This window comes from Aeromonas sp. SER, assembly GCF_038739615.1.
Classification (GTDB): Bacteria; Pseudomonadota; Gammaproteobacteria; order Enterobacterales; family Aeromonadaceae; genus Aeromonas; species Aeromonas jandaei.
The window spans coordinates 1-22,650 of the sequence record NZ_JBCGFC010000019.1 but is presented as its reverse complement, the minus strand read 5'-3'; the positions used below and the strand labels follow the sequence as shown (position 1 = coordinate 22,650).

Here is a 22,650-nt window from a genome sequence, read left to right as displayed (position 1 = left end):
CCCGGGCCCGGCTCACGACAGCAGGGCATCCTTGAATTCACCGCGGGCCAGCAGTGCCGCCCCGAACACCCCGGCACTGTCACCAAGGGCTGGAGCAATAATGGGGGCACTGAAACGGGGATTAAAGAGGAAGGGCAAAATAGTCTGTCGTCCCACGCTGTAGAGGCTCTGCACGTTACCGACCCCGCCGCCGATGACAATAACATCCGGGTCGAGAATGTTGACCACATTGGCCAGCGCCTGACCAAACAGCAGATGCAGCCGGTCGATGGTGAGCCTGGCCACATGATCGTGGGCTGTGGCAGCCGCGATTTGCGCCAGCGAGAGGCGACGCTTGGCCTTGGACTCGTACCAGGCCTCCAGTGCCGGGCCGCTGATCAGGGTCTCGACGCAGCCGTGCTTGCCGCAGTAGCACTCGGGGCCATCGGGAGAGAGCACGTTGTGACCCCACTCGCCGGCGATGCCGTGATGACCGTTGAGGATGCGGCCGTTGATGACGATGCCGGAGCCGACCCCGGTACCCATGATGATGCCGAACACCACTTTCGCATTGGGATGGTGCTGGCGCACCGCCCCCAGATGGGTTTCTGCCAGCGCGAAGCAGTTGGCGTCGTTGGCAATCAGCACCGGCACGCCGAGCCGGCGCTCCAGATCCTCCTTGAACGGCTTGCCATTGAGCTCGGTGGTGTTGCAGTTCTTCATCAGACCGGTCTGCGGATCCCGCGCCCCCGGCGTGCCCATGCCAATGACGGTCGGGCGCTGGCCAATCTTCTCGGCGCACTCAGCTACCAGCCTGGCGATCTGGCCGATCATATGGTCATAACCGCCGGCACGCTCGGTGGGGATGCGGTGGCGCAGCAGCACCTCGTCGCCATCCAGCACCACGCATTCACACTTGGTACCGCCAAGATCGATACCCCAATCCAGTGGCTTGCTGCTCATCTTGCCTCCTGCACGGACGCCACGCGCTCGTCGTCGCAGCGCCATTTTTTAATGTAAAACGGGGCCTGACGGCCCCGGATATCAAACAAACTCTTCTTCTCTCGCCTCGGCCTTAGCGGCCGTGGTACTGGGCGGAGAGCTCGTGTACCGCGTTGACGAACACGCCAGCGTGCTCCGGGTTCACATCCTGATGGATACCGTGGCCGAGGTTGAAGACGTGGCCATTGCCGTGACCGAAACCGGCCAGAATGGAGGCGACCTCTTCACGGATGCGAGCCGGGGTAGCGTAGAGCATGGAGGGATCCATGTTGCCCTGCAGCGCCACCTTGTCACCGACCCGACGCTTGGCGTCGGCAATGTCGGTGGTCCAGTCCAGACCCAGCGCATCGCAACCGGTGGCTGCAATCTGCTCCAACCACTGACCACCGTTCTTGGTAAACAGGGTGACCGGCACGCGGCGACCGTCGTGCTCGCGGATCAGGCCGTCAACGATCTTGTGCATGTACTGCAGGGAGAAGTCGCGGTAATCGCGCGGGGTGAGCACGCCGCCCCAAGTGTCGAACACCATGACCGCCTGCGCACCCGCCTTGATCTGGGCGTTGAGGTAGGCAATCACGCTGTCGGCCAGCTTGTCGAGCAGCAGGTGCAGGGTTTGCGGCTCTGCGTACATCATCTGCTTGATCTTGGTGAATGCCTTGGAGCTGCCCCCCTCCACCATGTAGGTGGCCAGGGTCCATGGGCTGCCGGAGAAGCCGATCAGCGGCACTTCGCCCTTCAGCTCGCGGCGGATGGTGCGCACCGCGTTCATCACGTAGCCCAGCTCATCCTCCGGATCCGGAATGGGCAGCGCCTGCACGTCGGCCATGGAGGTGATCGGACGCTCGAAACGCGGGCCTTCGCCCTGCTCGAAGTAGAGACCCAGCCCCATGGCATCGGGCACAGTGAGGATGTCGGAGAAGAGGATGGCGGCATCGAGCGGGTAGCGGCGCAGCGGCTGCAGGGTGACTTCACAGGCCAGCTCGGCGTTGCGGCACAGGGACATGAAATCCCCCGCCTGGGCGCGAGTCGCCTTGTATTCCGGCAGATAGCGCCCTGCCTGGCGCATCATCCATACCGGCGTCATGTCTACATCCTGACGCAGCAAAGCGCGCAGGTATCGATCGTTCTTCAGCTCTTTCATCCCAGTTCCTGAATTCATATCACGCATAAAATGGCGGTCATAATACCACTTTGCCCAGTCAAGCGGACTGCCCAAAACGTGGCAAATGGGTGATCGGTTGCAAAGATGTGAAGGGGCGCAAACCAGAGCGCCCCGTTTTTAAAAAGAAGTGCAAAAAGGTTGGCGAAAAGATAAGCGCCGTTACCCCTCGCCAGCCAGTGACAACTCGATCAAGCGCCGGGCGATGGTGCCGTGAGGCGGCAAACGCGGCAGCCGGTCGGCGGTAAAGAAAGCGGCGGCCACCAGTTCGTCATCCTGCACCTTGATCTCGCCGCTCTCGTAGTCGGCGGTAAAACCCATCATCAGGCTGTGGGGAAAGGGCCAGGGCTGGCTCGCCACATAGCGCACATTGCGCACCCGGATGCCGCTCTCCTCGAACACCTCCCGTGCCACGCACTGCTCAAGGTTCTCTCCCGCCTCCACAAAGCCGGCCAGCACGGTATACATGGGATCGTCCGCCTGATAGTGACGGCGATGAGCCGCCAGCAGGATCTCCGGCCCCTTGCGCACCGCCACGATAATGCAGGGGGAGATGCGCGGATAGACGCTGTGCCCCTGCTGGCACACCTGCGCCCACTCCCCCATCTTCGGGGTCATGGGGGCGCCGCACTCGCCGCAGAAACGGTGGGTGCGGCGGAAGGTGGCGAGCTGCCAGGCGCGGCCCGCGAGGCGAAAGCCCTCCTCGTCCCCCGCCACCATCAGCTGGCGCAGGGGGGCCATCATCATCGTGTCGGCCTCAGACCCCAGATCCAGCAGATAGCAGGGCCGCCCCTGCCACTCATCAAAACGCTCGAAACGGGCACCGGCCAGCTCTGCGGGCAGGCACGCCTTCACGCCGCTCGGCACCTGACCCGCCTCATCGAGCAGGATTTGATGGTCACCCGCCACGACAAACCAGCGGGCTTGTTCAGTTAATGACATCGGATAAACACTCTCGTTAAGTCAGATTAAACAACGCCACGGTCACAGCAGGCTGCAGCAGGGGCAAAATAGCGCGAATGGGCCCCATCTTACGACTGGCAAGCGCCACTGACGACCCCGCCGCCACAACAAAATCGCCTCCGATCTTCGCCCCGCCGGGGCCAAAACCGGCGAGCAAGAGGAGCACATCAACAAAGAGGCCGCCCGAAGGCGGCCTGCTGTCAATCGTTCTTTCGCTGCGCCGATCAGGCATCGCCCATCGCCAGCAGGGAGGCGTTACCGCCCACCGCCGTGGTGTTGATGGTGCGGGTCTTCTCGGTAACGAAGCGGCTCAGGTAGTGAGGGCCGCCCGCCTTGGGACCGGTGCCGGAGAGCCCCTGCCCGCCGAACGGCTGCACCCCGACCATGGCGCCGATCTGGTTGCGGTTGATGTAGACGTTGCCCACATTGATGCGGCTCGCCAGCTCCTCGGCGTGGGATTCGTTGCGGCTGTGGATCCCCAGCGTCAGACCGTAGCCGGTGCCGTTGATATCGCTGATCACCTTGTCCAGATCCCGGGTGGCGTAGCGCACCACGTGCAGGATGGGGCCGAACTGCTCCTTGGCCAGCTCGCGGATGGAGCCGATCTCCAGCGCGGTCGGCTGGACAAAGTGCCCTTCCATGGTCGCGGCCGGCATCGGCGCCTGCGCAATCAGGCGAGCGCGCGGCACCATGTAGGCGAGGTGCGCATCGAGACCGGCCTTGGCATCGGCATCGATCACCGGGCCGACGTCGGTGTTGTGCTCGGCCGGGTTGCCCACTTTCAGCTCCTGCATGGCGCCGGTGAGGATCTCCAGCACCCGTTCGGCGATCTCCTCCTGCAGGTAGAGCACCCGCAGGGCCGAACAGCGCTGACCGGCGCTCTGGAAGGCGGCGCTCACCACGTCGCGCACCACCTGCTCCGGCAGGGCGGTGGAGTCGACGATCATGGCGTTCTGGCCGCCGGTCTCGGCGATGAGCGGCAGGATGGCGCCATCGCGCTGGGCCAGAGTCATGTTGATCAGCTTGGCGGTCTCGGTGGAGCCGGTGAAGCAGACGCCGCCGATGCGCGGATCGGCTGTCAACTTGGCACCGACGGTGGCACCGTCACCGGGCAGCAGCTGCAGCACGTCGCCCGGAATACCGGCCTGATGTGCCAGCGTCACCGCCAGATGGGCGATAAGGCCGGTCTGCTCCGCCGGTTTGGCGATGACGGTGTTGCCGGTGGCCAGCGCCGCAGCGATTTGGCCGAGGAAGATCGCCAGCGGGAAGTTCCACGGGCTGATGCAGACAAACACGCCGCGCCCCTGCAGGAACAGCTCGTTCTGCTCGCCAGTGTAACCGGGCAGCAGGGTCGCCTGCCCCATCAGGCTGCGGGCCTGCACCGCGTAGTAGCGGCAGAAATCCACCGCCTCACGCACCTCGTCGATGCCATCTTGCAGCAGCTTGCCCGCCTCGCGGGTACAGAGGGAGACGAATTGCTCGCGGTTCGCTTCCAGCAGATCCGCCAGCTTCTCCAGCGCGGCAGCACGCTCGCTCACCGGGGTTTCACGCCAGCGCGGGAAGGCTGCGTGGGCAGATGCCAGCGCCTGTTCCACCGCCTGCTCGTCGGCCCAGTGGATCTTGCCGACGGTGAGGCTCACATCCTGCGGGCTCAGCACGGTGCGTGCCTCGCTGCGCTTGAGGGTCTCGCCATCGACGATGGGGCCCGCCAGCCACTGCTTGCTCTCCAGCTCTTTCAAGCGGGCGAAGAAGGGGCGCTGGATGGAGAGGATGTTCATGTTGACGCCGCTGGAGTTCTTGCGGTCGCTGAACAGGTTCACCGGCTGCGGAATGCGGTCGTTGGCAAAGCCGGAGTAGCGCTTGAGGGTGCGCAACGGGTGCTCGGCCAGCGAATCCACCGGGGTGTTGGGATCCACCAGCTTGTGAACGAAGGAGGTGTTGGCCCCGTTCTCCAGCAGGCGGCGCACCAGATAGGGCAGCAAGTCCTTGTGGGCGCCGACCGGCGCGTAGATGCGGCAGTGCAGACCGGGATTGTCGCTCAGCACGGCGTTGTGCAGCTCCTCGCCCATGCCGTGCAGGCGCTGGAATTCGAACTGGCGATCACCGGCCATCTCCAGAATGCTGACCACGGTATTGGCGTTGTGGGTGGCGAACTGGGGAGCGATAAAGCCGCGAGTCGGCTCGCTCAGCAGGTAGCGGGCGCAGGCGAGGTAGGAGATGTCGGTACCCGCCTTGCGAGTAAAGAGCGGGTAGCCGGGCAGGCCCGCCTGCTGGGCATATTTCAGTTCGCTGTCCCAGTAGGCGCCTTTTACCAGTCGCACCGGAATGAGGTCACCCTGCTCGCGGGCCAGCGCGGTCAGCCAGCAGAGTACCGGCAGCGCACGCTTGGAGTAAGCCTGCACCACCATGCCGAGCTTGCCCCAGCCACGGTTGGCGTCGGAGCGGTAGAGCTGCTCGAACAGATCGAGAGAGAGCTCGAGGCGGTCCATCTCTTCGGCATCGATGCTGATGGCCACATCCTTGTCGCGGGCCAGACGCACCAGCCCCACCAGCCGCTCGCACATCTCGCCGAGCACCCGCTCGCGGTTGGCTACGTCATAGCGCGGATGGAGCGCCGAGAGCTTGATGGAGATGGAGGGGGCCGGGCCGCCGTCGCTGATCCGCTCGTTGCCCACCGCCTCGATGGCGTTGCGATAATCGGTCAGATACTTGTCGGCATCCTGCATGGTCAGCGCCGACTCACCCAGCATGTCGTAGGTGTGGGTGTAACCCAGCTCGCGGGATTTGCGGCTCGCCTTGAGCGCCTCTTTCATGTCGCGCCCCAGCACGAACTGCTTGCCCATGATCTTCATGGCGGCGTACATGGCGGAGCGCACCACCGGCTCCCCCAGCTTGTTGACCATGCGCCCCAGCAGGTTGGCCGGGTTGCCGTCGAGCTTTTTATCGAGCTTGATGATCTTGCCGGTCAGCATCAGCCCCCAGGTGGAGGCGTTGACCAGGGTGGAATCACTCTTGCGGAAATGGGATGACCAGTTGGCGCCGGAGAGCTTGTCCTTGATCAGGGCGTCGGCGGTCTCGGCATCGGGAATGCGCAGCAGCGCCTCGGCCAGACACATCAGGATAATCCCCTCCTGGGTATCCAGGCTGTACTCCTGCAGGAAGGCGTCGATACCGTCACCGGAGCCGCTCTCCTTGCGCACCTTGGTCACCAGAGTACGGGCACGCTGGGTCACCTGCTCCAGCGAGGCGCCATCCCCCGGCAGCATGGCCGACAGTTCGGCCAGATAGGCATTTTCATCCACCACGTAGTTCTGGGTGATGGCTTCGCGCAGGGCGGCCAGATCAGAGGGGATATAGTCAGCGGCAAGCACTTGAGTAGCTTTGAACATATGGGGTCTTCCTGTACGCCCTAAGGCTGATATCGACAAAGGCGGTCGCGCCGCCGAAACGCCGACAATGTATACAATATCCTCCCCTATATGAAATGAATTTGTTGCCACTCTTTAACAAAGATCGCTAATTCACCCCGTTCATTCCCTTTTGAAGCCAGCCTGCCAGTAAACATGAGGGTCATCTGACTTCATTTTGTATACGATCTGCCTCCACCCTGTCGCAAAGCAGCCACGCATCCCGCCCAATAGCGGATGTCTCCAATGCGCCCAAAAAAAGAAGGGCCGCCACGGCGACCCTTCTCAGCAATTCAGTCAGCCAGAGGCTGTCAGTTCATCCAGCGATCGCCACGGCTGCGACGGCGGGGCAACATGGGCAACAGAATGCCAAGCAGGATACCGGCACCAACCATGGCACCACCACGGATGAACCAGTCCATCTGCATGTCGTGCTCCTGGTTGTCGTAGCTCTGGGTCAGGGCATCGTTCTGCTCTTTGAGATTGTTCATCTCTTCACCCTGGCTGGCCAGCTGAGCCTTGAGGGCGGCAATCTCCTTGCTCTGGGCAGCGATCTGACCATCCTTCTCGGCGAAGCGTTTCTCGTTGTCGCCGTTGAGGTTTTGCAGGCGGGCCTTGAGCTCGTCACGCTCCTTTTCTACCTGCGGCAGCTGCTCGCGCAGGCTGATCTGGCTCTGCAGTTCGCTGCTTTTGATCCATCCATCACGGCCGCGACCGTCCACCACCTGAGTGAAACCGGCCTCGCCGTTCACCGCCTTCACCTCCAGCGGTTCACCAGCCTTGACGCTACCGAGGATCCGGTACTGGGTACCCGGACCATTGTGGATAAAGGTAAAGATGTTGTCTGAAACATAACGGGTATCGGCCAGTGCCTGTTGGGCACACAAGCAGATAAGAATCCCGAGAAGGGCGCGCATGGTTGATCGATTCTCTTTTTCAGGTTTGGACAAGAGGTTGAATGTTAAGCCGCCAGCAGGTTAAAGGACAAGCAAAGAAAAAGCACCTCCCCCGCTCTGTCACAACCGATAGCTGGGAGCTGGCTCGCAACTTGCGCTCCCGTACGACAACCTTACTTCTTCTTGAGCTCGCGCACCTCGTCGCGCAGTGCCCGCAACTCGCGCAGCAGCTGCTCCTGCTGGTTGTTGTAGTGGTGACGCCACTTCTCGGTTTCGCTCTCCTTGGCCGGCTGCAAAAAGATGCTGGCCATGAAACCACTGATGGCACCAAACAGGCCAACCCCGAACAGGATCAGCAGGCTGGCGACAAAGCGTCCCTCCTCCGTCCGCGGCACCAGATCGCCGTAGCCCACGGTCGACAGGGTCACCAGCGTCCACCAGAACGCATCGTAGGGAGTCTGGATCTCGCTGCCGGGCTGGCCCGACTCAATCCAGTACATGACGCCGGAGCCCACCCCCAGCAGCAGGAAGAAGAGGAACAGGATGCCGGAGAGAGTGGTCTCGTTGCGCTCGCGGCGGAACATGGACCAGAAATCCGGGTGCTCCTTAAACAGTTGATAGACCCGCCACAGCTGGAGCAGTCGGGCCCAGCGCAGCTGTTCCACCATCGGCAAGCTGCCCGGCAGATAGATCCAGTTGGCCTTGAAGAAGGCTTTGCGATCGGGGGCCCTGAGCCAGCCATAGGCAAAGTGGGCGATGAAGAAGTAGCAGATCAGGCTGTCGAGGTCATAGAAGAGCTGCAGGGTCTGGGGGGTCAGTGTCTGATGGCCCCACCAGCGGGCTGTTACCAGTAACACCGAGACTATCGACAGAAATGCCATCAGCAAATCCATCGCCCGCAAGTGAGTTAAGTGATGCCGCATACATTTTCCAACTTTAAACACGGTGCAAATTAATAAAAGAGAAGATAATGCCGATAGCCTTGAGGGCAAAGGAAAAAGCGATTTTCAAAGGAGATTTTACGATGCAGTTGAACCTGCTGGAGAAGCGGATGAGCAACATTCGGCTGGTGCCGAAAGTGGTGTTGCTGATGGTGATCAGTACCATTTTGCTACTGACCAAACTCTGGTTTGATGCCAACAATCTGGAGGCCACCCTGCTCACCGAGGGGCTGGATCCGGAAAAAGCCAACGCCATTGCCGACCGCCTGCTCTGGAGCGGCCTGATGGAGACCACCATCATGGGGCTGCTGTTCGTTATCCTGCTGATGACCGGCTCCCGTCTGATGGTCAAGCAGGTACACTATCTGGTCGATCTGCTGGAGCGTTTTGCCAAGCGGGACCTCAGCCACAAGGTACTGCTCCGCTCCCGCGACGAGTTCGGTGACATCGCCAAGGCGGTCTCCCACTCGCAGGAGAATCTGAAAGCGGTCTTTGGCAGCCAGCGCGCCGCCTGCAAGGAGCTCAACGACATCGCCTCCCAGGTGACCCTCTGCATGGAGGAGGCCAACGAGGCGATCAGCGAAGAGTTCGCCCAGATTGAGCAGCTGGCCAGCGCCATGAGCCAGATGGTCGGCGCCATTCGCGAGGTGGCCTCTCACGCCGATCAGGCCTCCCGGGCCACTGCCGAGACCAGCCAGCTGGCCGAAGCGGGGAGCCGCTGCGTGGCCGAGACCGTCAACACCATCGACACCCTCTCCGGCAACATCCAGCGCTCCGCCAACGTGGTCAACGAGGTGGAACACGGGGTCGAGCGGATTGGCTCGGTAGTCGACACCATTCGCGGCATCTCGGAACAGACCAACCTGCTGGCGCTCAACGCCGCCATCGAGGCCGCCCGCGCCGGTGAAGCGGGCCGCGGTTTTGCCGTGGTGGCCTCCGAAGTGCGCGAGCTGGCCAACCGCGCTCAGGCCGCCACCGTCGAGATCCAGAAGATGATCGAGCAGTTGCAGGGCAATGCCCGTCAGGCTGGCGAGCTGATGGCCCAGAGCGTGCAGCAGGCCGACAAGGGGGTTGCCCAGGTGACCCAGGCGGGCGATCAGCTCGCTACCATAGTGGAGCGGGTACAGGGCGTGGCCGACATGAACCGCCACATCGCCGCCGCTTCCGATCAGCAGAGCTCGGTGGCCGAGGAGATGCGCGGCAATCTGGAGCAGGTCAAGCAGATCGCCGAAGGCTCCGTGGTGGTGCTGCGCGAATTGCAGGAGGCCTCGGTACTGGTAGAGCAACACAGCCAGGAACTGGATGGCCAGATCCAGTCCTTCAAGCTCGCCTGACTTTCCCGCTCCAATCCGGTTAGACTGGAAGGCCCCGCGAGGGGCCTTTCTCATTTCTGACCCACGGCAAGGAGCCAACATGCAGCAGAGCACGACGCACTCACCCATCGAGATCAGTGACGACAAGGGGCGGCTCGATCTGCCGCTGATCCACCGTTTTCTCTCCGAAGAGGCCTATTGGTGTCGCGGTATTCCCCACAGCACTGTGGTGCGGGCCATCAACCACTCCCTCTGCGTTGGCGGCTATGTCGATGGTCAGCAGGTTGCCTTTGCCCGGGTCATCACCGACAAGGCTACCTTTGGCTATCTGGCCGATGTCTTCGTGCTGCCTGAGTATCGCGGCCGCGGTTACAGCAAGGCGCTGGTGGCCGCCATTGTCGACCATCCCGAGTTGCAGGGGTTGCGCCGCCTCTCCCTCGCCACCTCGGATGCCCACGGCCTCTACGCCAGTTTCGGCTTTGCCCCACCGGCCACCCCGGGCAGCCTGATGGAGATCTACGATCCCGCCATTTACCAGCGCACCTGAATGACTGGCTGCCGATAATTCCCGCCGGATCATGCTTCTCGCCCCTGCGCTGTGACGCGGGGGCCTGACAGTGCTAGATTGGCAGCCAGCTTTTTATCCGGCAGTTTCGTTAACCACAAGGACGGCAACCGTGGCCCAGCACTCTCCCTCTTTCTCCGCCTTCTCCCCCCTGCTGCAGGAGCTGGCCCAGCGCCAGTGGCAACGGCTGACTGAACTGGCCCCCGACTATGGCAATCAGCCCGAGCCGGTGCGCCAAACCCTGCTGACCCTGCTCGGTCTCTCCGATTTTGTCGCCGACTCTCTCTTCAAACAGCCGGAGTTGCTGACCGAACTGCTCGCCTCCGGAGATCTGGAGCGGGTCGAACGCTGGCCCGCCTACCAGAGTGACCTCACTGCCCTGCTCGCCGAGGTAAGCGATGAAGAGGCGCTCAAGCGCATCCTGCGCCAGTTCCGCCGCAGCCGCATGCTGGTGATCGCCTGGCGCGAGCTGCTGGGCCACGCGACAGTAGAAGAGAGCTTTATCCACCTCACCAAGCTGGCGGATACGCTGATCTGCTCCGCCCGCGACTGGCTCTACGCTAAACAGTGCGGCGAGCTGGGCACCCCGATGGACGGCAACGGCAACCCACAGCCGCTGCTCATTCTCGGCATGGGCAAGCTCGGCGGTGGCGAGCTCAACTTCTCCTCGGATATCGACCTTATCTTCACCTTCCCCGAGAACGGCTACACGGTTGGCGGGCGACGCGAGCTCGCCAACCAGCAGTTCTTTATCAAGCTCGGTCAGCGCATCATCAACGCCCTCCACCAGCCCACTCAGGATGGTCAGGTGTTCCGGGTCGACATGCGACTGCGCCCCTTTGGCGATGCGGGGCCGCTCGCTATCTCCTTCGCCGCCATGGAGGATTATTACCAGCACCACGGCCGCAACTGGGAGCGCTACGCCATGGTCAAGGCGCGGGTATTGGGCCCCCAATGCGAGCACGCGGTCGAGCTGGCCGAGATGCTGCGCCCCTTCGTGTTTCGCCGCTATATCGACTTTGGCGTTATCGACGGCCTGCGCCAGATGAAGGCGATGATCGCCGCCGAGGTGCGCCGCAAGGGACTGGAGGGCAACATCAAGCTGGGGGCTGGCGGCATCCGTGAAGTGGAGTTTATCGCCCAGGCGCTGCAACTTATTCGCGGCGGTCGTGAACCTGCGCTACGGGTGCGCCACCTGCCCGAAGCGCTGGCCGCCATCGCCCAATGTGGCGCCCTCGAATCTGCCCATTGCGATCGCTTGCTGGATGCCTATCGCTTCCTGCGCCGGGTCGAGAACATATTGCAGGAGATCGGCGATCAGCAGACCCAAACCCTGCCCACCGAAGAGCGGGATCGCCAGCGGCTGATCGCTGCCCTCGGCTTTGCTGACTGGGGCGCCTTTATGGCTCATCTCGATGAGGAGATGGCCGCCGTCCATCAGGAATTCGCCGCCGTGGTGGGGGAAGAGAAAGAGGCCCCCGCCCATCTGGAGCAGCTCTGGCTCGATCTGTGGCGCACCGAGCTCGACGCCGCCGAGCTGGAAAAACTACTGACCGCGCAGGGGGTGGCCGAGCCCGCCCCGCTCTGTGCCGCGCTACTGCGTTTCAAGGAGGAGTACAAACGCCGTCAGGTGGGGCCGCAGGGGCGCATCGCGCTGGACTGGCTGATGCCGGAGCTGCTGCGGCTGGTGGTAGCCAGTGAGCAACCCGCCCGCCTGTTCGAGCGGGTGTGCGAGTTGCTGACTCGCATCTTCACCCGCAGCGCCTATCTGCAGCTGCTGGCGGAAAACCCGGGCGCCCTGCGCCAGCTGGTGCGGCTGTGCGACGCCAGCCATCTGGTGAGCGAACAGCTGGCCCGCTACCCCATTTTGCTCGATGAGCTGCTCGATCCCCAGCACCTCTACCACCCCACCCCGCTCGACCAGTACAAGCCCCAGCTGCGCCAGTTCCTGCTGCGCATCCCCGAAGAGGACGTGGAGCAGCAGATGGAGGCGCTGCGTCAGTTCAAGCAGGTGCAGCTGCTGCGCATCGTGGCGGCCGACATCGCCGGCGCCCTGCCGCTGATGAAGGTGAGCGACCACCTCACCTGGCTGGCGGAGGCGATCACCGAGGAGGTGGTCAATCAGGCATGGGCCCAGATGAGCGAGCGCTACGGGGTACCGCCCGAGGTGGCGGTGAGCGGTCAGCGCGGCTTTGCGGTGGTGGCCTATGGCAAGCTGGGTGGTATCGAGCTCGGTTACGGCTCGGATCTCGATCTGGTGTTCCTGCACGGCGGCGACCCCAACAGCTACACCGACGGGCGCAAACCCATCGACAGCCGCCAGTTCTACCTGCGTCTGGCACAGCGGATCCTGCACCTGTTCAGCACCCGCACCCCATCCGGCATTCTCTACGAGATCGATATGCGGCTGCGCCCCTCCGGCGACTCCGGCCTGCTGGTCTCGTCGCTGTCGGCCTACGAGCAGTACCAGCAAAACGAGGCGTGGACCTGGGAACATCAGGCGCTGGTGCGGGCTCGCCCCATCTATGGCGATGACGCCATCGTTGCCGAGTTTGCCCGCATCCGCCGCGATGTGCTGGCCAGGGAACGCGACCTGCCGACCCTGGCCCGCGAGGTGCGCGAGATGCGCCACAAGATGCGGGATCACCTGCTCAAGGCCGGCGCCGGCGAGTTCGACCTCAAGCAGTCACCCGGCGGCATGGTGGATATCGAGTTTATCGCCCAGTATCTGGTGCTGGCCCACGCCTGCGGCGAGCCCGATGCCCTCACCCGCTGGTCTGATAACGTGCGCATCTTCGACGAGTGCGTGATGGCAGGAGTGCTGACCCTGGAGCAGGCGGAGGGGCTGAAACAGGCTTATCTGGAGATCCGCAACCTCGGCCATCGCCTCAACCTCTCGGAGATCTCCCGCAAGGTGAGCGATGATCAGCTGCAGAGTGAGCGCAGCCATGTGCTCACCGTCTGGCAAACCCTGCTGGGGGAGTAATTCCCGCCAGCGGCAATATGAGAAAGGGCCCGCCTGAATTGCTTCAGGCGGGCCCTTCTCTTATCGGTAAAACAGCATTCTTGCGGCTGCTCAGCCGTGATCCATCACCGTCTCCACCAGCATGCTGTTGAAACGCTGATAGGCCTCTTCCTCAAGGAGCCCCGGATAGCTCAACACCCGCAGCGCATGACCTTGATAGTCAGGATGATAGGGTGGGTGGAGATGGGCATAGTCGTTGAGACAAAAGCCCAGCCCCTGATAGAAGCGCAGACGACGAATGGCAATCTCATCCTCTGGCGGATCGATCTCGAGAATGACGGTTTTGCCTGCCCGCTCGCAAAATTCGGCCAGCAGGCGGCTGCCGTAGTTGCGGCCGCGCAGCGCCGGATTGATGGCCAGATGTTCGATATAGATCTGCTCACCGCACGCCCACCAGAAGATGAAACCGAGCAGCAGGCCGTCCTGATAAAAGATTTGGCAGTGATAGCGAGGATCCCGCATCTTCTGTGGCTGATGCTGTGACTGGCGCTGCTCGTAGCGGGGAAAACTCTCGCCATAGATCTGCCAGACCAGCGGCCACGCCGGATGGTTTACCTCTCTAATCACTTCACTCTCAATCATCAGAACTGCCTCTCGTTTATTTTGCAGAACGTTCATCTATACATGAAAAGTTCTGCCACATCATCCTCTGATAAAATAGAAGCCAGAACGCCCGATTAGCGGGCGCCATCCGGTTGCGAGACAAACTGCTGCTGGCTGCCATCTGGCAACAGCGCCAGCACGCTTTGAGCGGCCAGTTTGATCCCTGCCAGCTCGGTGGCCGAGCCGAAGTTGGCAATCAGTCGAGTGCCATCGACAAACTCGCTCTGCTGCACCACGCCTCTTTTATCGAGCCAGCGAAAACCGGTGAGGGACTGGTTGTAGAGCCGCTCATGCAGCGGGCGGAAGAAGGCATCGAGCCCCTTGAGATAGGGAATGCGCACGCTGGCACTATCCAGACTGAGGTTGAGCAGCGGCGGCACGTTGTAGAGCTGCTGCAACAGCTCGGTGACCTGACGGCTCTCCCTGAACTTGAGGCTATCCATCGTCCAGTGGTGGGTGGTCACTATGCTGTCGTGAAAGACGCTCTGGAACAGCGGCAACCGCAGCGCCGGATCGAAGTAGAGCCCCTGATACTCAGGTTTTAGGTGGCTCTGGCGAAAGAAGAACGCGGGCTGATAGTCGGGATACCAGGCCCCCAGATAGTAGGGAGAGCGCTTGTTGCGGCGCATATCGGGATCCTGCCAGCCAAAACCGCTGGTCTGGGGGCCGTGGGCAAAGGCCGCGGTGCGATTGGCAACCGCGCCGCCCTCCTCGGAACCCACCAGCACACCTTGACTCCTGGCAATCCACGCCATCCCGGCCATCCGGTTTTGCGCATCCTGCGCCTGGCTGGTCGGCTTGGCCGGGTCGAAGTCGTCAAACACCATGCCGGTCGCCGCCACATCGAGGAACCAGCTGTTGTAGTGGCTCGCCTGCTGCAACCAGGGTACGCGCTGTTCCATCACCGGGCGCACGCAGGCCTGATTGGTGTAGACGCCGCTATTTTGAAAGCCGCTCTTGCGCCGTCCGTTCTCCAGCATGATACCGCAATGCAGATAGCTATCCTGCCCCATCTGGGCGGTGAGCCAGCTCTGCTGGCGATTCCCCTCAGGCAGCGCGGTATCGTAAGAGTCGTAAGGGGCGATGAGATAGCCCGCCTGTTTGGCAAGTTCAATCCCCTCTGGCGCAGCAAAACCAGCGGTCCACTGGGGCAGACCCAGCCAGAGTCTGGGTAGTCCAGCCTGCTTGAGAGCGGCGATCATCTTGGCCGAACTGCCATCACCCCAGCTCTGTGGCTCGTTGAGCGCAGCCCCCAGTTGCGTGGCCGCCAGCGTGCGCCGGGCGGCGAAATCAGCCGCTTGCTGACCCGGATGGCGCAGCGCCAGCGCCTGCTCCACTCCGGCCAGCACCAGATTTTGCAGGTAGCGGTTGCGCTCAAGATCGGGTGCTTGCAGCGCCGTTTTACTCTCCCCCTTGAGCCAGTCAACAGGGATCAGGCGGCGCAGCGCGGGCCAACTCTTCACATCCTGTGGCACCAGCAGTCGCTCGCCCCAGAGATAGAGGTGAGAGGCGCCAATCAGCCGCTTGCCATCCGGTACTGCCGCCAGCTTGCTCTCGAGCGAGACCAGCTCACCCCGTTCCTGCAGCCAGCTGCGATAGGCCTTGCCCGCCGCCAGCCAATCACTGCCCGGTTGCAGCAACACCGCCACCTCATAGGGGTCGGCCAGATTGAGGCGATTGACACTATGGGTCGCCGTCAGGGCAATGCCATCTTTCCTGGGCGTAAAAGTGAGCCTGTTGTTGAAGGGGTTGGCAAAGAGGATCGCCAGCTGCTGATCCCCGTGATCCAGCCCGACCAGCGGCAGGGTGAGATTTTCGGTGGTATTGATCCCCTGATACTCCTGCGCCAGCGCCTTGCGCCACGCAGTGTGCGTAGCCGGAATGCGGAATCCCTCGTGGATCGGCAGCATCAGCGCCTGCGCCCCTGCCGGTACCCGCGGCCACACCAGCTCGCCAGCAGTTGCACGGCTGAGGGTAAGGATCAGACGGTTACCCTCAAGGCGAGCCAAGGCACGCACCTCGCCATCGGCACGAGTCAGCCAGCTGGCACGCTCCCCCTCCTGCTGCAAGGCGGTGACCGGCTGACGCGGACCGGGGGAAGAGATGGCAAGGTGCTGGCCCGAGGGTAGGATAGCCTCGGCCGCCAGAGTGGCGGGATCCAGCTCGATACGCCACTGATCGTTGGCCAGAGTCAGCGCCTCGGCAGGCAGGGAGAACAGCGGCATCAACAGCAGCAGGCGGATCCGGCTCGTTAGCACGGGGAAAGAGGTCATGGTCGGTGATTCCTGATACAAACGGGAGCCGCCATTGCAGCAGATCGGCAGGCTCAGATTGTCAGGGCAATGTCAGGATTAAGCCCAGAGCCAAAACGGAGAGGCTGCTCTGCCATTTCCTGTTTGATAGCCACCACCATCCACTGGCCAATTGTTGCAAATAACATCAGCAAAAATTAACAGTCATTGCACCTGCCAAACAATCTTTGCCAGAAGCAGCGACTCAATCACCCGGCATCACTCCACCGGCCCCGCCTGACTGTGAGTCAGCTGCAACACCAGCTGTCCGCGCTGGCTGGTTTGCACCAGCGAGAGGGTGCGCCAACTGTCGGGCGTGGCGGCAGGCCAATCCACCTTGCCATCGAGAGGCAGACGGTTCCACCACAGCAGGGAGTATTGCGGGCGGGCCAGCACAGCCTGATCGAGCCAGAGCGGAGTGCACGAAGCGGGATTGGCGGGGGGATTGGCCACCGCCAGCGGCGAGCGGGAGAGCCAGTCCAGATCCTGCACCGCAGGCAGCGGCAGCACTACCTGCCACTCCTTGCCCGCCACCGTCAGCCGCAGCTGATAGAGTCCGGCTGGTAAAGGTGTCGGTAGATCGGCCCCCACGACCCTGACCCCTTTATTCTCTTCCGCCTCCCACTGGGCGCCAGCAAGTCGGTCACGGCCAGCGAGATCGATAAGTTCAGCGGCAGTGATGGGCCCCTCCCCTGTCAGCTGCACCCGATAGTCCCGCAGCAGCGGCGCATCGCGCTGGATCAGCTCAAGGCGCAGCTCGCTCACCCCATCAGGCAAGGTCAGCGGGAAATCCTTGCCGCAGTGCTGGGCACTGAGCGCGGCCAGCATCCCTTGCCAGCTACGGCGCTCGGCATCGCTGTTGAGGGCAGGCCAAGCCTGTTGCAAAGATTGCCAGGCATGCCGGTTATCCCCCTGCAACAGCGCCAAAGTAGCCGGTTGCAGCGGGTCGGCGCGTTCGGTGTCCAAGAGGCGTTCGGTTGCAATCACACTGCCTGCATTCAGAAGGCCGACGCTTAGAGCCAACAGCAGTCCAGCCCGCGTTGCATGCATCACGTTGGCACCTCCAGCCGGTAGCCGATGCCGCGCACCGTCTCGATGGCCAGTCCGGGCAGCTTCTGGCGCAGTTGCAGAATATGGGTATCAACGGTGCGGGTGGAGGGAAACGCCTGATAGCCCCACACCCGGTTGAGGATCTCCTCCCGGCTCAGCACCCGCCCCGCCATCCGCACCAGCAGGGTGAGCAGGGCAAACTCGGTGGGGGTAAAGCTCACCTCCGCATCCTGCCAGCTCGCCTGCATCCGGGCGGGGTGGAGCTGCAAGCCGCCCACCGCCTGAGTGCCATCCCCCAGCTGGCGCAGCTGAGCCCGGATCCGCGCCAGCAGCTCGTCGTGGGAGAAGGGCTTGGTGAGGTAGTCACGCGCCCCCGCATCGAGCCCGGCCACCCGATCGCTCACCTCCACCCTTGCGGTGAGCACAATCACCGGCAGCGCCTTGCGCGCCAGCCACAGGGGCAGCCAGTCGAGGGCATCCCCCTCCGGCATAGTGCGATCCAGCAGCACCAGATCCGCCGCCAGCCACTGCTGCTCCGCAGCAGCCAGGGTGTCGCACCAAAGGCAGCGATACCCTTCGCGGGTCAGATAGCGTTGCAGGTTCTCCGCCAGCAGCGCCTCGTCTTCGACAAGCAGGATGGTCTTCATGATTCGGGGTCGCTCCAGAGTTGGCAGGGCAGCGTCAGGGTGAAGGTGGTGGGCGGGCCGGATAGGGCGAGGCGCCCGCCAAGACGGCGCAGCAGATGGCGCACGATGGCAAGCCCCAGCCCCAAACCATCGGCACGGGCACCGCGGTGCAGCAGGGTGGCGAGCCGGTAATTTGGCAGCTCGCCGCCATCGCTGACCGCGAGGATCAAACGCCCCGCCTGCCAGCTGGCACAGATCCGAACCGGCGCGCGGCCATGCTGGCTGGCGTTGCGCAGCAGGTTGTCGAGGGCGAGATCGAGCCAGTAGAAGGGGAGCGCCAGAGTCATCTCCCGCTCAAGGCAGAAGGTGGCGTCATGCCGCTCGCAAGCCAGGGTGAGCCACTCGGTGAGACTGACCGCCACCCGCTCATCTTCCAGAGTCTCAGCCGCCAGATAGTGGCGACTGGCCTGTGCCAGCTGATGCAGGCGGGCGACACTGCCCAGCAGCTGACCCACGCTCTGTTGGGCGGAAGGGGGCAGCCGGTCGAAATCGTGGCGCAGCTCCTCGCTGATGCCGGAGAGCGCCATGATGGGAGTGCGCAGCTCGTGGGTCAGCATCTGCAATGCGACGCGCCGCTCCCGCAGCAGGCGCCAGCGCTGCCAACTGGCCCACCCCAGCAACAGGATAAAGCCAAGCGTGCTGGCCAGCGCCAGCCACTGCCAGTGCAGCGTGGGGCGCTCGTTGAGGCAGATCCCCCCAACCCGCTCCTGGCAGGAGCCATCGACCCGGCTATCCAGCGTCACACCAAGCCGCTCGGCCAGCGGTAGCCACTGCCCGGCACCGTAGCGACGCCACTGTCCATCGGCAAGCAGCCAGAGCTGACCCGATTGCAGCAGCCAGCGTTCGCCCCGCAGCAGGGCGTCGAGGTTGTCATCGCCGAGCTCGCCAAGCAGCCCCAGCTGATCGCGCCGCTCCCGCACATGGAGCAGATGGTCGAGCCCGGCCGCCGGATGACCTGCCAGCCAGCGGGCAGCGCTGGAGCCACCCAACGGATAGACGGGGTGAGCGGCAAACCAGCGGGCCGAGGGTACAGCCCCTTGGCCGCAAAGCGCCCGCAGCAGCGGCAGCCACTCGGCGGGCAACTCATTCTCTGTCCCGCACTCCTGTTGATAGCGATAGATGGCCTGCAACTGGCGCAGCGGATAGCGCTGCCAAGCGGGATAGAGGGAGTCGGGAGCAATCAAGCGCCGGTCGAGCCGCTGCACCTCGTCAAGAGGCAGCGCCTGTTCTGGAGTCTGTCTGGCCAGCTCGCCCGCAAGACGATCTGCCAGCGGCCCGGCCAGCACCGGAGAAGCCATGCCATAGCAGATCAGGGAGCAGAGCAGCAGGATCAGGCGCATGGGTTCAACTCGAGATGACTCCGGATCAAGGCGCAGCAGATCACTGCGCCATAAAAAATGTCAGCGCCATTTTTCAATGGCGCTGACATCCGGTCAACCGCTAACGGCATTTACGCGGCTCCCGCCAGCCCATATGAACCGCCACCTATTTGAACAGTCCCTTGAGCAGCTGGTCAGCCACACCTTTGACGGCCTCGTTGTCGGCCTTGTCACCCAGCAGCTTCTTGAGGCCGCGTTCGGCCTCCTTGCGCGCCTTGTCCTCCAGCAACTTGTTGTTGCTGAGCAGCGCCTTCACATCGAGCTGGTAGCTGGGGGCTTGCCAGTGGCCGCCGATCCGCACCGGAATGGTGATCTCCTTCAGCTCGTCCACATCCTTGCCCCCCTGCCCCTTGCAGCTCTCGACGATGGAGGTGAGGAACAGGAAGTCGAGGCTCTCCGGCACCAGCGCCGTCTGCCCCTCGCCCTTGACCCGCAAGGCCGGGGCAAAGAGCTGGATGTCGTTGCTGCGGGCGATGCCATCGGCAATCTGGAAGCTGGCGGTCAGGGCGCTGAAATCGGTCTTGCGCGCCTCCTTCACCTGCTCGGCCCCCTTGCCGCTGAGGGTAGCCCGCGCCTCGCGGATCATCTCAGGCAAGTTGATGCCGTGCAGGGCGCCGTCGCTCAGTTTCAAGGTAACTTTGCCCTGCATCCCGTTGCGCAGGGCCAACTCAGAGATACCACGCCCCTGCACCTGCACATCGAGATCGCCCTTGCCCTCCAGCAGATCACTCTGAGCCAGAGTCTGCAACAAGGGACGAATGTTCACCCCGGCCACCTGCTTGTGCACCTTGTAGGTGGCGGGTTGCTGGCGCGCGTCGAGTACCCCGTTCGCGTTTACCTGACCACCTGCCACGGTCGCGCTGAACTGTTTGAGCGTCAGCAGCCCTTTGGCCAGAGCCACCTGCAGATCGACAGCACCGAGATCCAGCCCTTTCAGACGCAGGCTGCCGAGTTGCAGCCGACCATCCAGATCCACCCCTTTGAGCGCGCCCAGATCCGGTTCGACCGTAGAGAGGGCTTCGCTCTTGCCAGTTACTACTTTATTGCCACTTGCAGCTGTGCTGGCAACACCGGCCGCCGGTTTGTCCTCTTTCGCCTGCGCAGGTGTGGTCGGTACCGATTTGGCGAGCCATTTGTCGAGATCCAGCTTCTCCCCCTTGAGATCGAAGTTGATTACGGGAACGGCACCAAGCTGCACGGTTCCATCACCACTCAACAGCGCCTCATCGGCACTCATCACCAGCTTGCTCAGGGTAATCAACTGTTTGTCGAGCTCGGCACGGGCAAACCCGGCCAGTTTCAGCTTCATCTGCGGACGTGGCAGCGCATCACCTTCCAGCGCTGCCGTCAGCAGCACATCGGAGAGCTCGGCCAGCTTCATCTCTTTATCGAGCCGTCCCTTGAGCGTTCCTTCCAGCGAACCAGCCAGTAAAGCTTGCTGCCCCTCACCCTTGGCTCCTTTCAGCGCCAACGTGAGATTGCTCCACTCACCCAAGGCCAGTCGGTCTCCCTTGATGGAGAAACTGTCGAGTCGCAGGGCCGGGTCACTCAGGCTGCCAGTGAGGCTTAAGTCTTTCAGTTCACTGGCCATCACCTCCTGCGCCAGCTTGATCTGGGTCTGCCCTTTAACATCGAAAGCGAGCTTGTCGGCACTCCCCTTGGCGGCCAGCGTCACGGGTACCCACTGACCGGTGGCCAGCTGCCCCATATCGAGATCGAGGCGATCCAGTCGCAGCGAGGTGCCGCTGCGATCATCCTGTACCAGCGCACTGGCCTGGGAGAGTGCGACACCCTGCAAGCTGATCTGCCAGGGCTTGCTATCAGCGGTTGGCGCAGGGGTTGCGAGGACGACAGGTTCGCTTGCATCAGCAGTGGCATCTTTGATCAGTCCGCTCAGATTGGAGCTGCCATCCGCCTTGGTCTGGATAAAGAGATGGGCGCCACTCAGGGTCACCTTGCCAATCTCCAGACGATGTGAGAGCAGCGGCAACAGGGCCACCGAGGCCTCGCCCTGTTCGAAACGAACCAGATCCGGCTCGGCAAAACCGGCCGGATTGCGCAGAGCCACCTTCTCCAGCGAGAGGCCGAGACTCGGCCAGAAACGCCAGTCAATCTCCCCCGCCATCACCAGTTCCCGGCCCGTGCTCTTGCGCACCTGTTCAGCCAGTTGGGGCTTGAATTGATTGGGGTCGATAAGGCTTATCAACGTCACTATGGCCAGCAAGGCCGCCACGGCGATGCCGAGCAAGATGAGAACTATCTTCTTCACGATATGCTCCTTGAATCCGGATCCACTGCTGACTATACCACTCACCGTCTGACGAATGGCGTCTGCGGGACAAAAGCGGACAAGGATGAGACAGGGATGGTCGCTGCCAATCCCCATCGTCATCAGCAAGGATCAGGCTTGCAAAGGGGATTGCTGCAACCACGCCATCGCGGTGCGCGTCGACTCGAAAGCAAAGCGGGGCAAGGGGATATCGCTGATCTTCAGCCACTGACAGGCGGCCACATCGTCAGCCGGCTGGATGACCGGTTTTTCGCTCAGCACGATGGCGAAAAAGGTGTCACAGGTGTGATAGGTGATGCCATCGTAGGGGTAGATATTGGGGAATGAACCGAGGTAGGTAAAAGGTTGGGCGCTGACATCGAGCCCCAGCTCCTCCTGCAGCTCGCGCACCAGCGCCCCCTCCAGCGACTCGCCGGGATCGACAAATCCGCCTGGCAGATCCAGCAACCCCTTGCCCGGATTGCCGGCACGCACCGCAACCAGCACCTCGTCCTGCCAGCAAAGCGCCACCATCACAGCCGTCGCCACATTCTGGAAAAAATGAAAACCGCAGCCACAGCGAAACTCTTTGGGGCTGACGCTCTGCAAGGTTTGACCACCACATTTTGGACAAAACATGGGCTATCTCCGACGAAATAAAGCGCCATTTTAAGCTGTTGCGACCGTTTTTTATGAGTAAAACAGACGGGGAAAACGAGGAATTCAAAGGAAGAGGAATAAAACGGGGCAATTATCAGGCGATTTGCGGATTTTCAGGCAATAAAAAACCCCGCTCGATGAGCGGGGTTTCTTGTATTGGGTGCCTGGCAGTGTCCTACTCTCGCATGGCGAATGCCACACTACCATCGGCGCTACCGCGTTTCACTTCTGAGTTCGGCATGGGATCAGGTGGTTCCACGGCGCTATTGCCGCCAGGCAAATTCTTAATCTAGAAAGCTGACGTGAATAACGACTGGTCGCTATCACTGAATTTGAGTAGTTCGCTTGGTATTTGCTACAAGCCTTAGAACACTTCTTGGGTGTTGTATGGTTAAGCCTCACGGGTAATTAGTATGGGTTAGCTCAACACGTCACCGCGCTTACACACCCCACCTATCAACG

At 62.4% G+C, this 22,650-nt stretch carries 17 protein-coding genes and 2 rRNA genes; 3 read left to right on the top strand and 16 right to left on the bottom strand.

The annotated features are described in order from the left end of the window. Window positions 1-12 precede the first annotated feature (12 nt). From AAHA41_RS20410 to AAHA41_RS20380, 7 genes are all read right to left on the bottom strand, one after another. On the bottom strand, window positions 13-942 hold the full coding sequence (locus AAHA41_RS20410; protein WP_323070482.1) for an ROK family protein: 930 nt from the start codon (window positions 940-942) through the stop codon (window positions 13-15). Window positions 943-1,054: 112 nt separating this feature from the next. Further along, on the bottom strand, window positions 1,055-2,122 hold the full coding sequence (hemE, locus tag AAHA41_RS20405) for a uroporphyrinogen decarboxylase (protein WP_005335440.1): 1,068 nt from the start codon (window positions 2,120-2,122) through the stop codon (window positions 1,055-1,057). A 180-nt stretch (window positions 2,123-2,302) separates the two neighbouring features. Next, window positions 2,303-3,082 carry an NAD(+) diphosphatase gene (gene nudC, locus AAHA41_RS20400; protein ID WP_323070483.1) on the bottom strand — a complete coding sequence of 260 codons (780 nt, stop codon included), beginning with the start codon at window positions 3,080-3,082 and terminating at the stop codon, window positions 2,303-2,305. Window positions 3,083-3,098: 16 nt separating this feature from the next. Beyond that, entirely contained in the window at window positions 3,099-3,335 is a 237-nt protein-coding gene (locus tag AAHA41_RS20395) for a hypothetical protein (protein WP_323070484.1), read from the bottom strand. Next, entirely contained in the window at window positions 3,328-6,492 is a 3,165-nt protein-coding gene (putA, locus tag AAHA41_RS20390; RefSeq protein ID WP_236764744.1) for a bifunctional proline dehydrogenase/L-glutamate gamma-semialdehyde dehydrogenase PutA, read from the bottom strand. Before putA ends, AAHA41_RS20395 begins: the two co-directional genes overlap by 8 nt. A gap of 329 nt (window positions 6,493-6,821) precedes the next feature. Then, window positions 6,822-7,427, bottom strand: coding sequence for a TIGR04211 family SH3 domain-containing protein (locus AAHA41_RS20385; protein WP_042029683.1), 606 nt, complete (start codon window positions 7,425-7,427; stop codon window positions 6,822-6,824). Between the two features lie 152 nt (window positions 7,428-7,579). Then, a complete protein-coding gene (locus tag AAHA41_RS20380) occupies window positions 7,580-8,398 on the bottom strand; it encodes a potassium channel family protein (RefSeq protein ID WP_041210645.1) in 819 nt (272 codons plus the stop codon). Between the two features lie 32 nt (window positions 8,399-8,430). Here AAHA41_RS20380 and AAHA41_RS20375 point away from each other — a divergent pair, with 32 nt between their 5' ends. The 3 genes from AAHA41_RS20375 (at window position 8,431) to glnE (ending at window position 13,211) form a co-directional block, all read left to right on the top strand. Continuing rightward, entirely contained in the window at window positions 8,431-9,681 is a 1,251-nt protein-coding gene (locus AAHA41_RS20375) for a methyl-accepting chemotaxis protein (protein WP_041210646.1), read from the top strand. Between the two features lie 79 nt (window positions 9,682-9,760). Continuing rightward, on the top strand, window positions 9,761-10,207 hold the full coding sequence (locus tag AAHA41_RS20370; RefSeq protein ID WP_323070485.1) for a GNAT family N-acetyltransferase: 447 nt from the start codon (window positions 9,761-9,763) through the stop codon (window positions 10,205-10,207). A gap of 130 nt (window positions 10,208-10,337) precedes the next feature. Further along, window positions 10,338-13,211 carry a bifunctional [glutamate--ammonia ligase]-adenylyl-L-tyrosine phosphorylase/[glutamate--ammonia-ligase] adenylyltransferase gene (gene glnE / locus AAHA41_RS20365; RefSeq protein WP_323070486.1) on the top strand — a complete coding sequence of 958 codons (2,874 nt, stop codon included), beginning with the start codon at window positions 10,338-10,340 and terminating at the stop codon, window positions 13,209-13,211. Between the two features lie 90 nt (window positions 13,212-13,301). Here the strand turns inward: glnE and AAHA41_RS20360 are convergent, their stop codons facing one another. The 9 genes from AAHA41_RS20360 to AAHA41_RS20320 all read right to left on the bottom strand — a co-directional run. Continuing rightward, window positions 13,302-13,832 carry a GNAT family N-acetyltransferase gene (locus AAHA41_RS20360; RefSeq protein ID WP_069651902.1) on the bottom strand — a complete coding sequence of 177 codons (531 nt, stop codon included), beginning with the start codon at window positions 13,830-13,832 and terminating at the stop codon, window positions 13,302-13,304. 95 nt (window positions 13,833-13,927) lie between these two features. Next, window positions 13,928-16,126 (bottom strand): glycoside hydrolase, encoded by a 2,199-nt coding sequence (locus tag AAHA41_RS20355; protein ID WP_323070487.1) that lies wholly within the window; start codon window positions 16,124-16,126, stop codon window positions 13,928-13,930. 237 nt (window positions 16,127-16,363) lie between these two features. Next, window positions 16,364-17,131: a DUF2861 family protein gene (locus AAHA41_RS20350; RefSeq protein WP_323070488.1), complete on the bottom strand. Its 768-nt coding sequence runs from the start codon at window positions 17,129-17,131 to the stop codon at window positions 16,364-16,366. A 62-nt stretch (window positions 17,132-17,193) separates the two neighbouring features. Beyond that, on the bottom strand, window positions 17,194-17,841 hold the full coding sequence (locus tag AAHA41_RS20345) for a response regulator transcription factor (RefSeq protein ID WP_323070489.1): 648 nt from the start codon (window positions 17,839-17,841) through the stop codon (window positions 17,194-17,196). After that, entirely contained in the window at window positions 17,838-19,220 is a 1,383-nt protein-coding gene (locus AAHA41_RS20340) for a DUF3404 domain-containing protein (protein ID WP_323070490.1), read from the bottom strand. The genes AAHA41_RS20345 and AAHA41_RS20340 overlap by 4 nt, the downstream gene beginning before the upstream one ends. A gap of 145 nt (window positions 19,221-19,365) precedes the next feature. After that, a complete protein-coding gene (locus tag AAHA41_RS20335) occupies window positions 19,366-21,528 on the bottom strand; it encodes an AsmA family protein (RefSeq protein ID WP_323070491.1) in 2,163 nt (720 codons plus the stop codon). 132 nt (window positions 21,529-21,660) lie between these two features. Then, window positions 21,661-22,167 (bottom strand): NUDIX domain-containing protein, encoded by a 507-nt coding sequence (locus AAHA41_RS20330; RefSeq protein WP_323070492.1) that lies wholly within the window; start codon window positions 22,165-22,167, stop codon window positions 21,661-21,663. A 183-nt stretch (window positions 22,168-22,350) separates the two neighbouring features. Then, window positions 22,351-22,465 (bottom strand): 5S ribosomal RNA (gene rrf, locus AAHA41_RS20325). 110 nt (window positions 22,466-22,575) lie between these two features. After that, window positions 22,576-22,650, bottom strand: a 23S ribosomal RNA gene (locus AAHA41_RS20320); the annotation flags it as partial.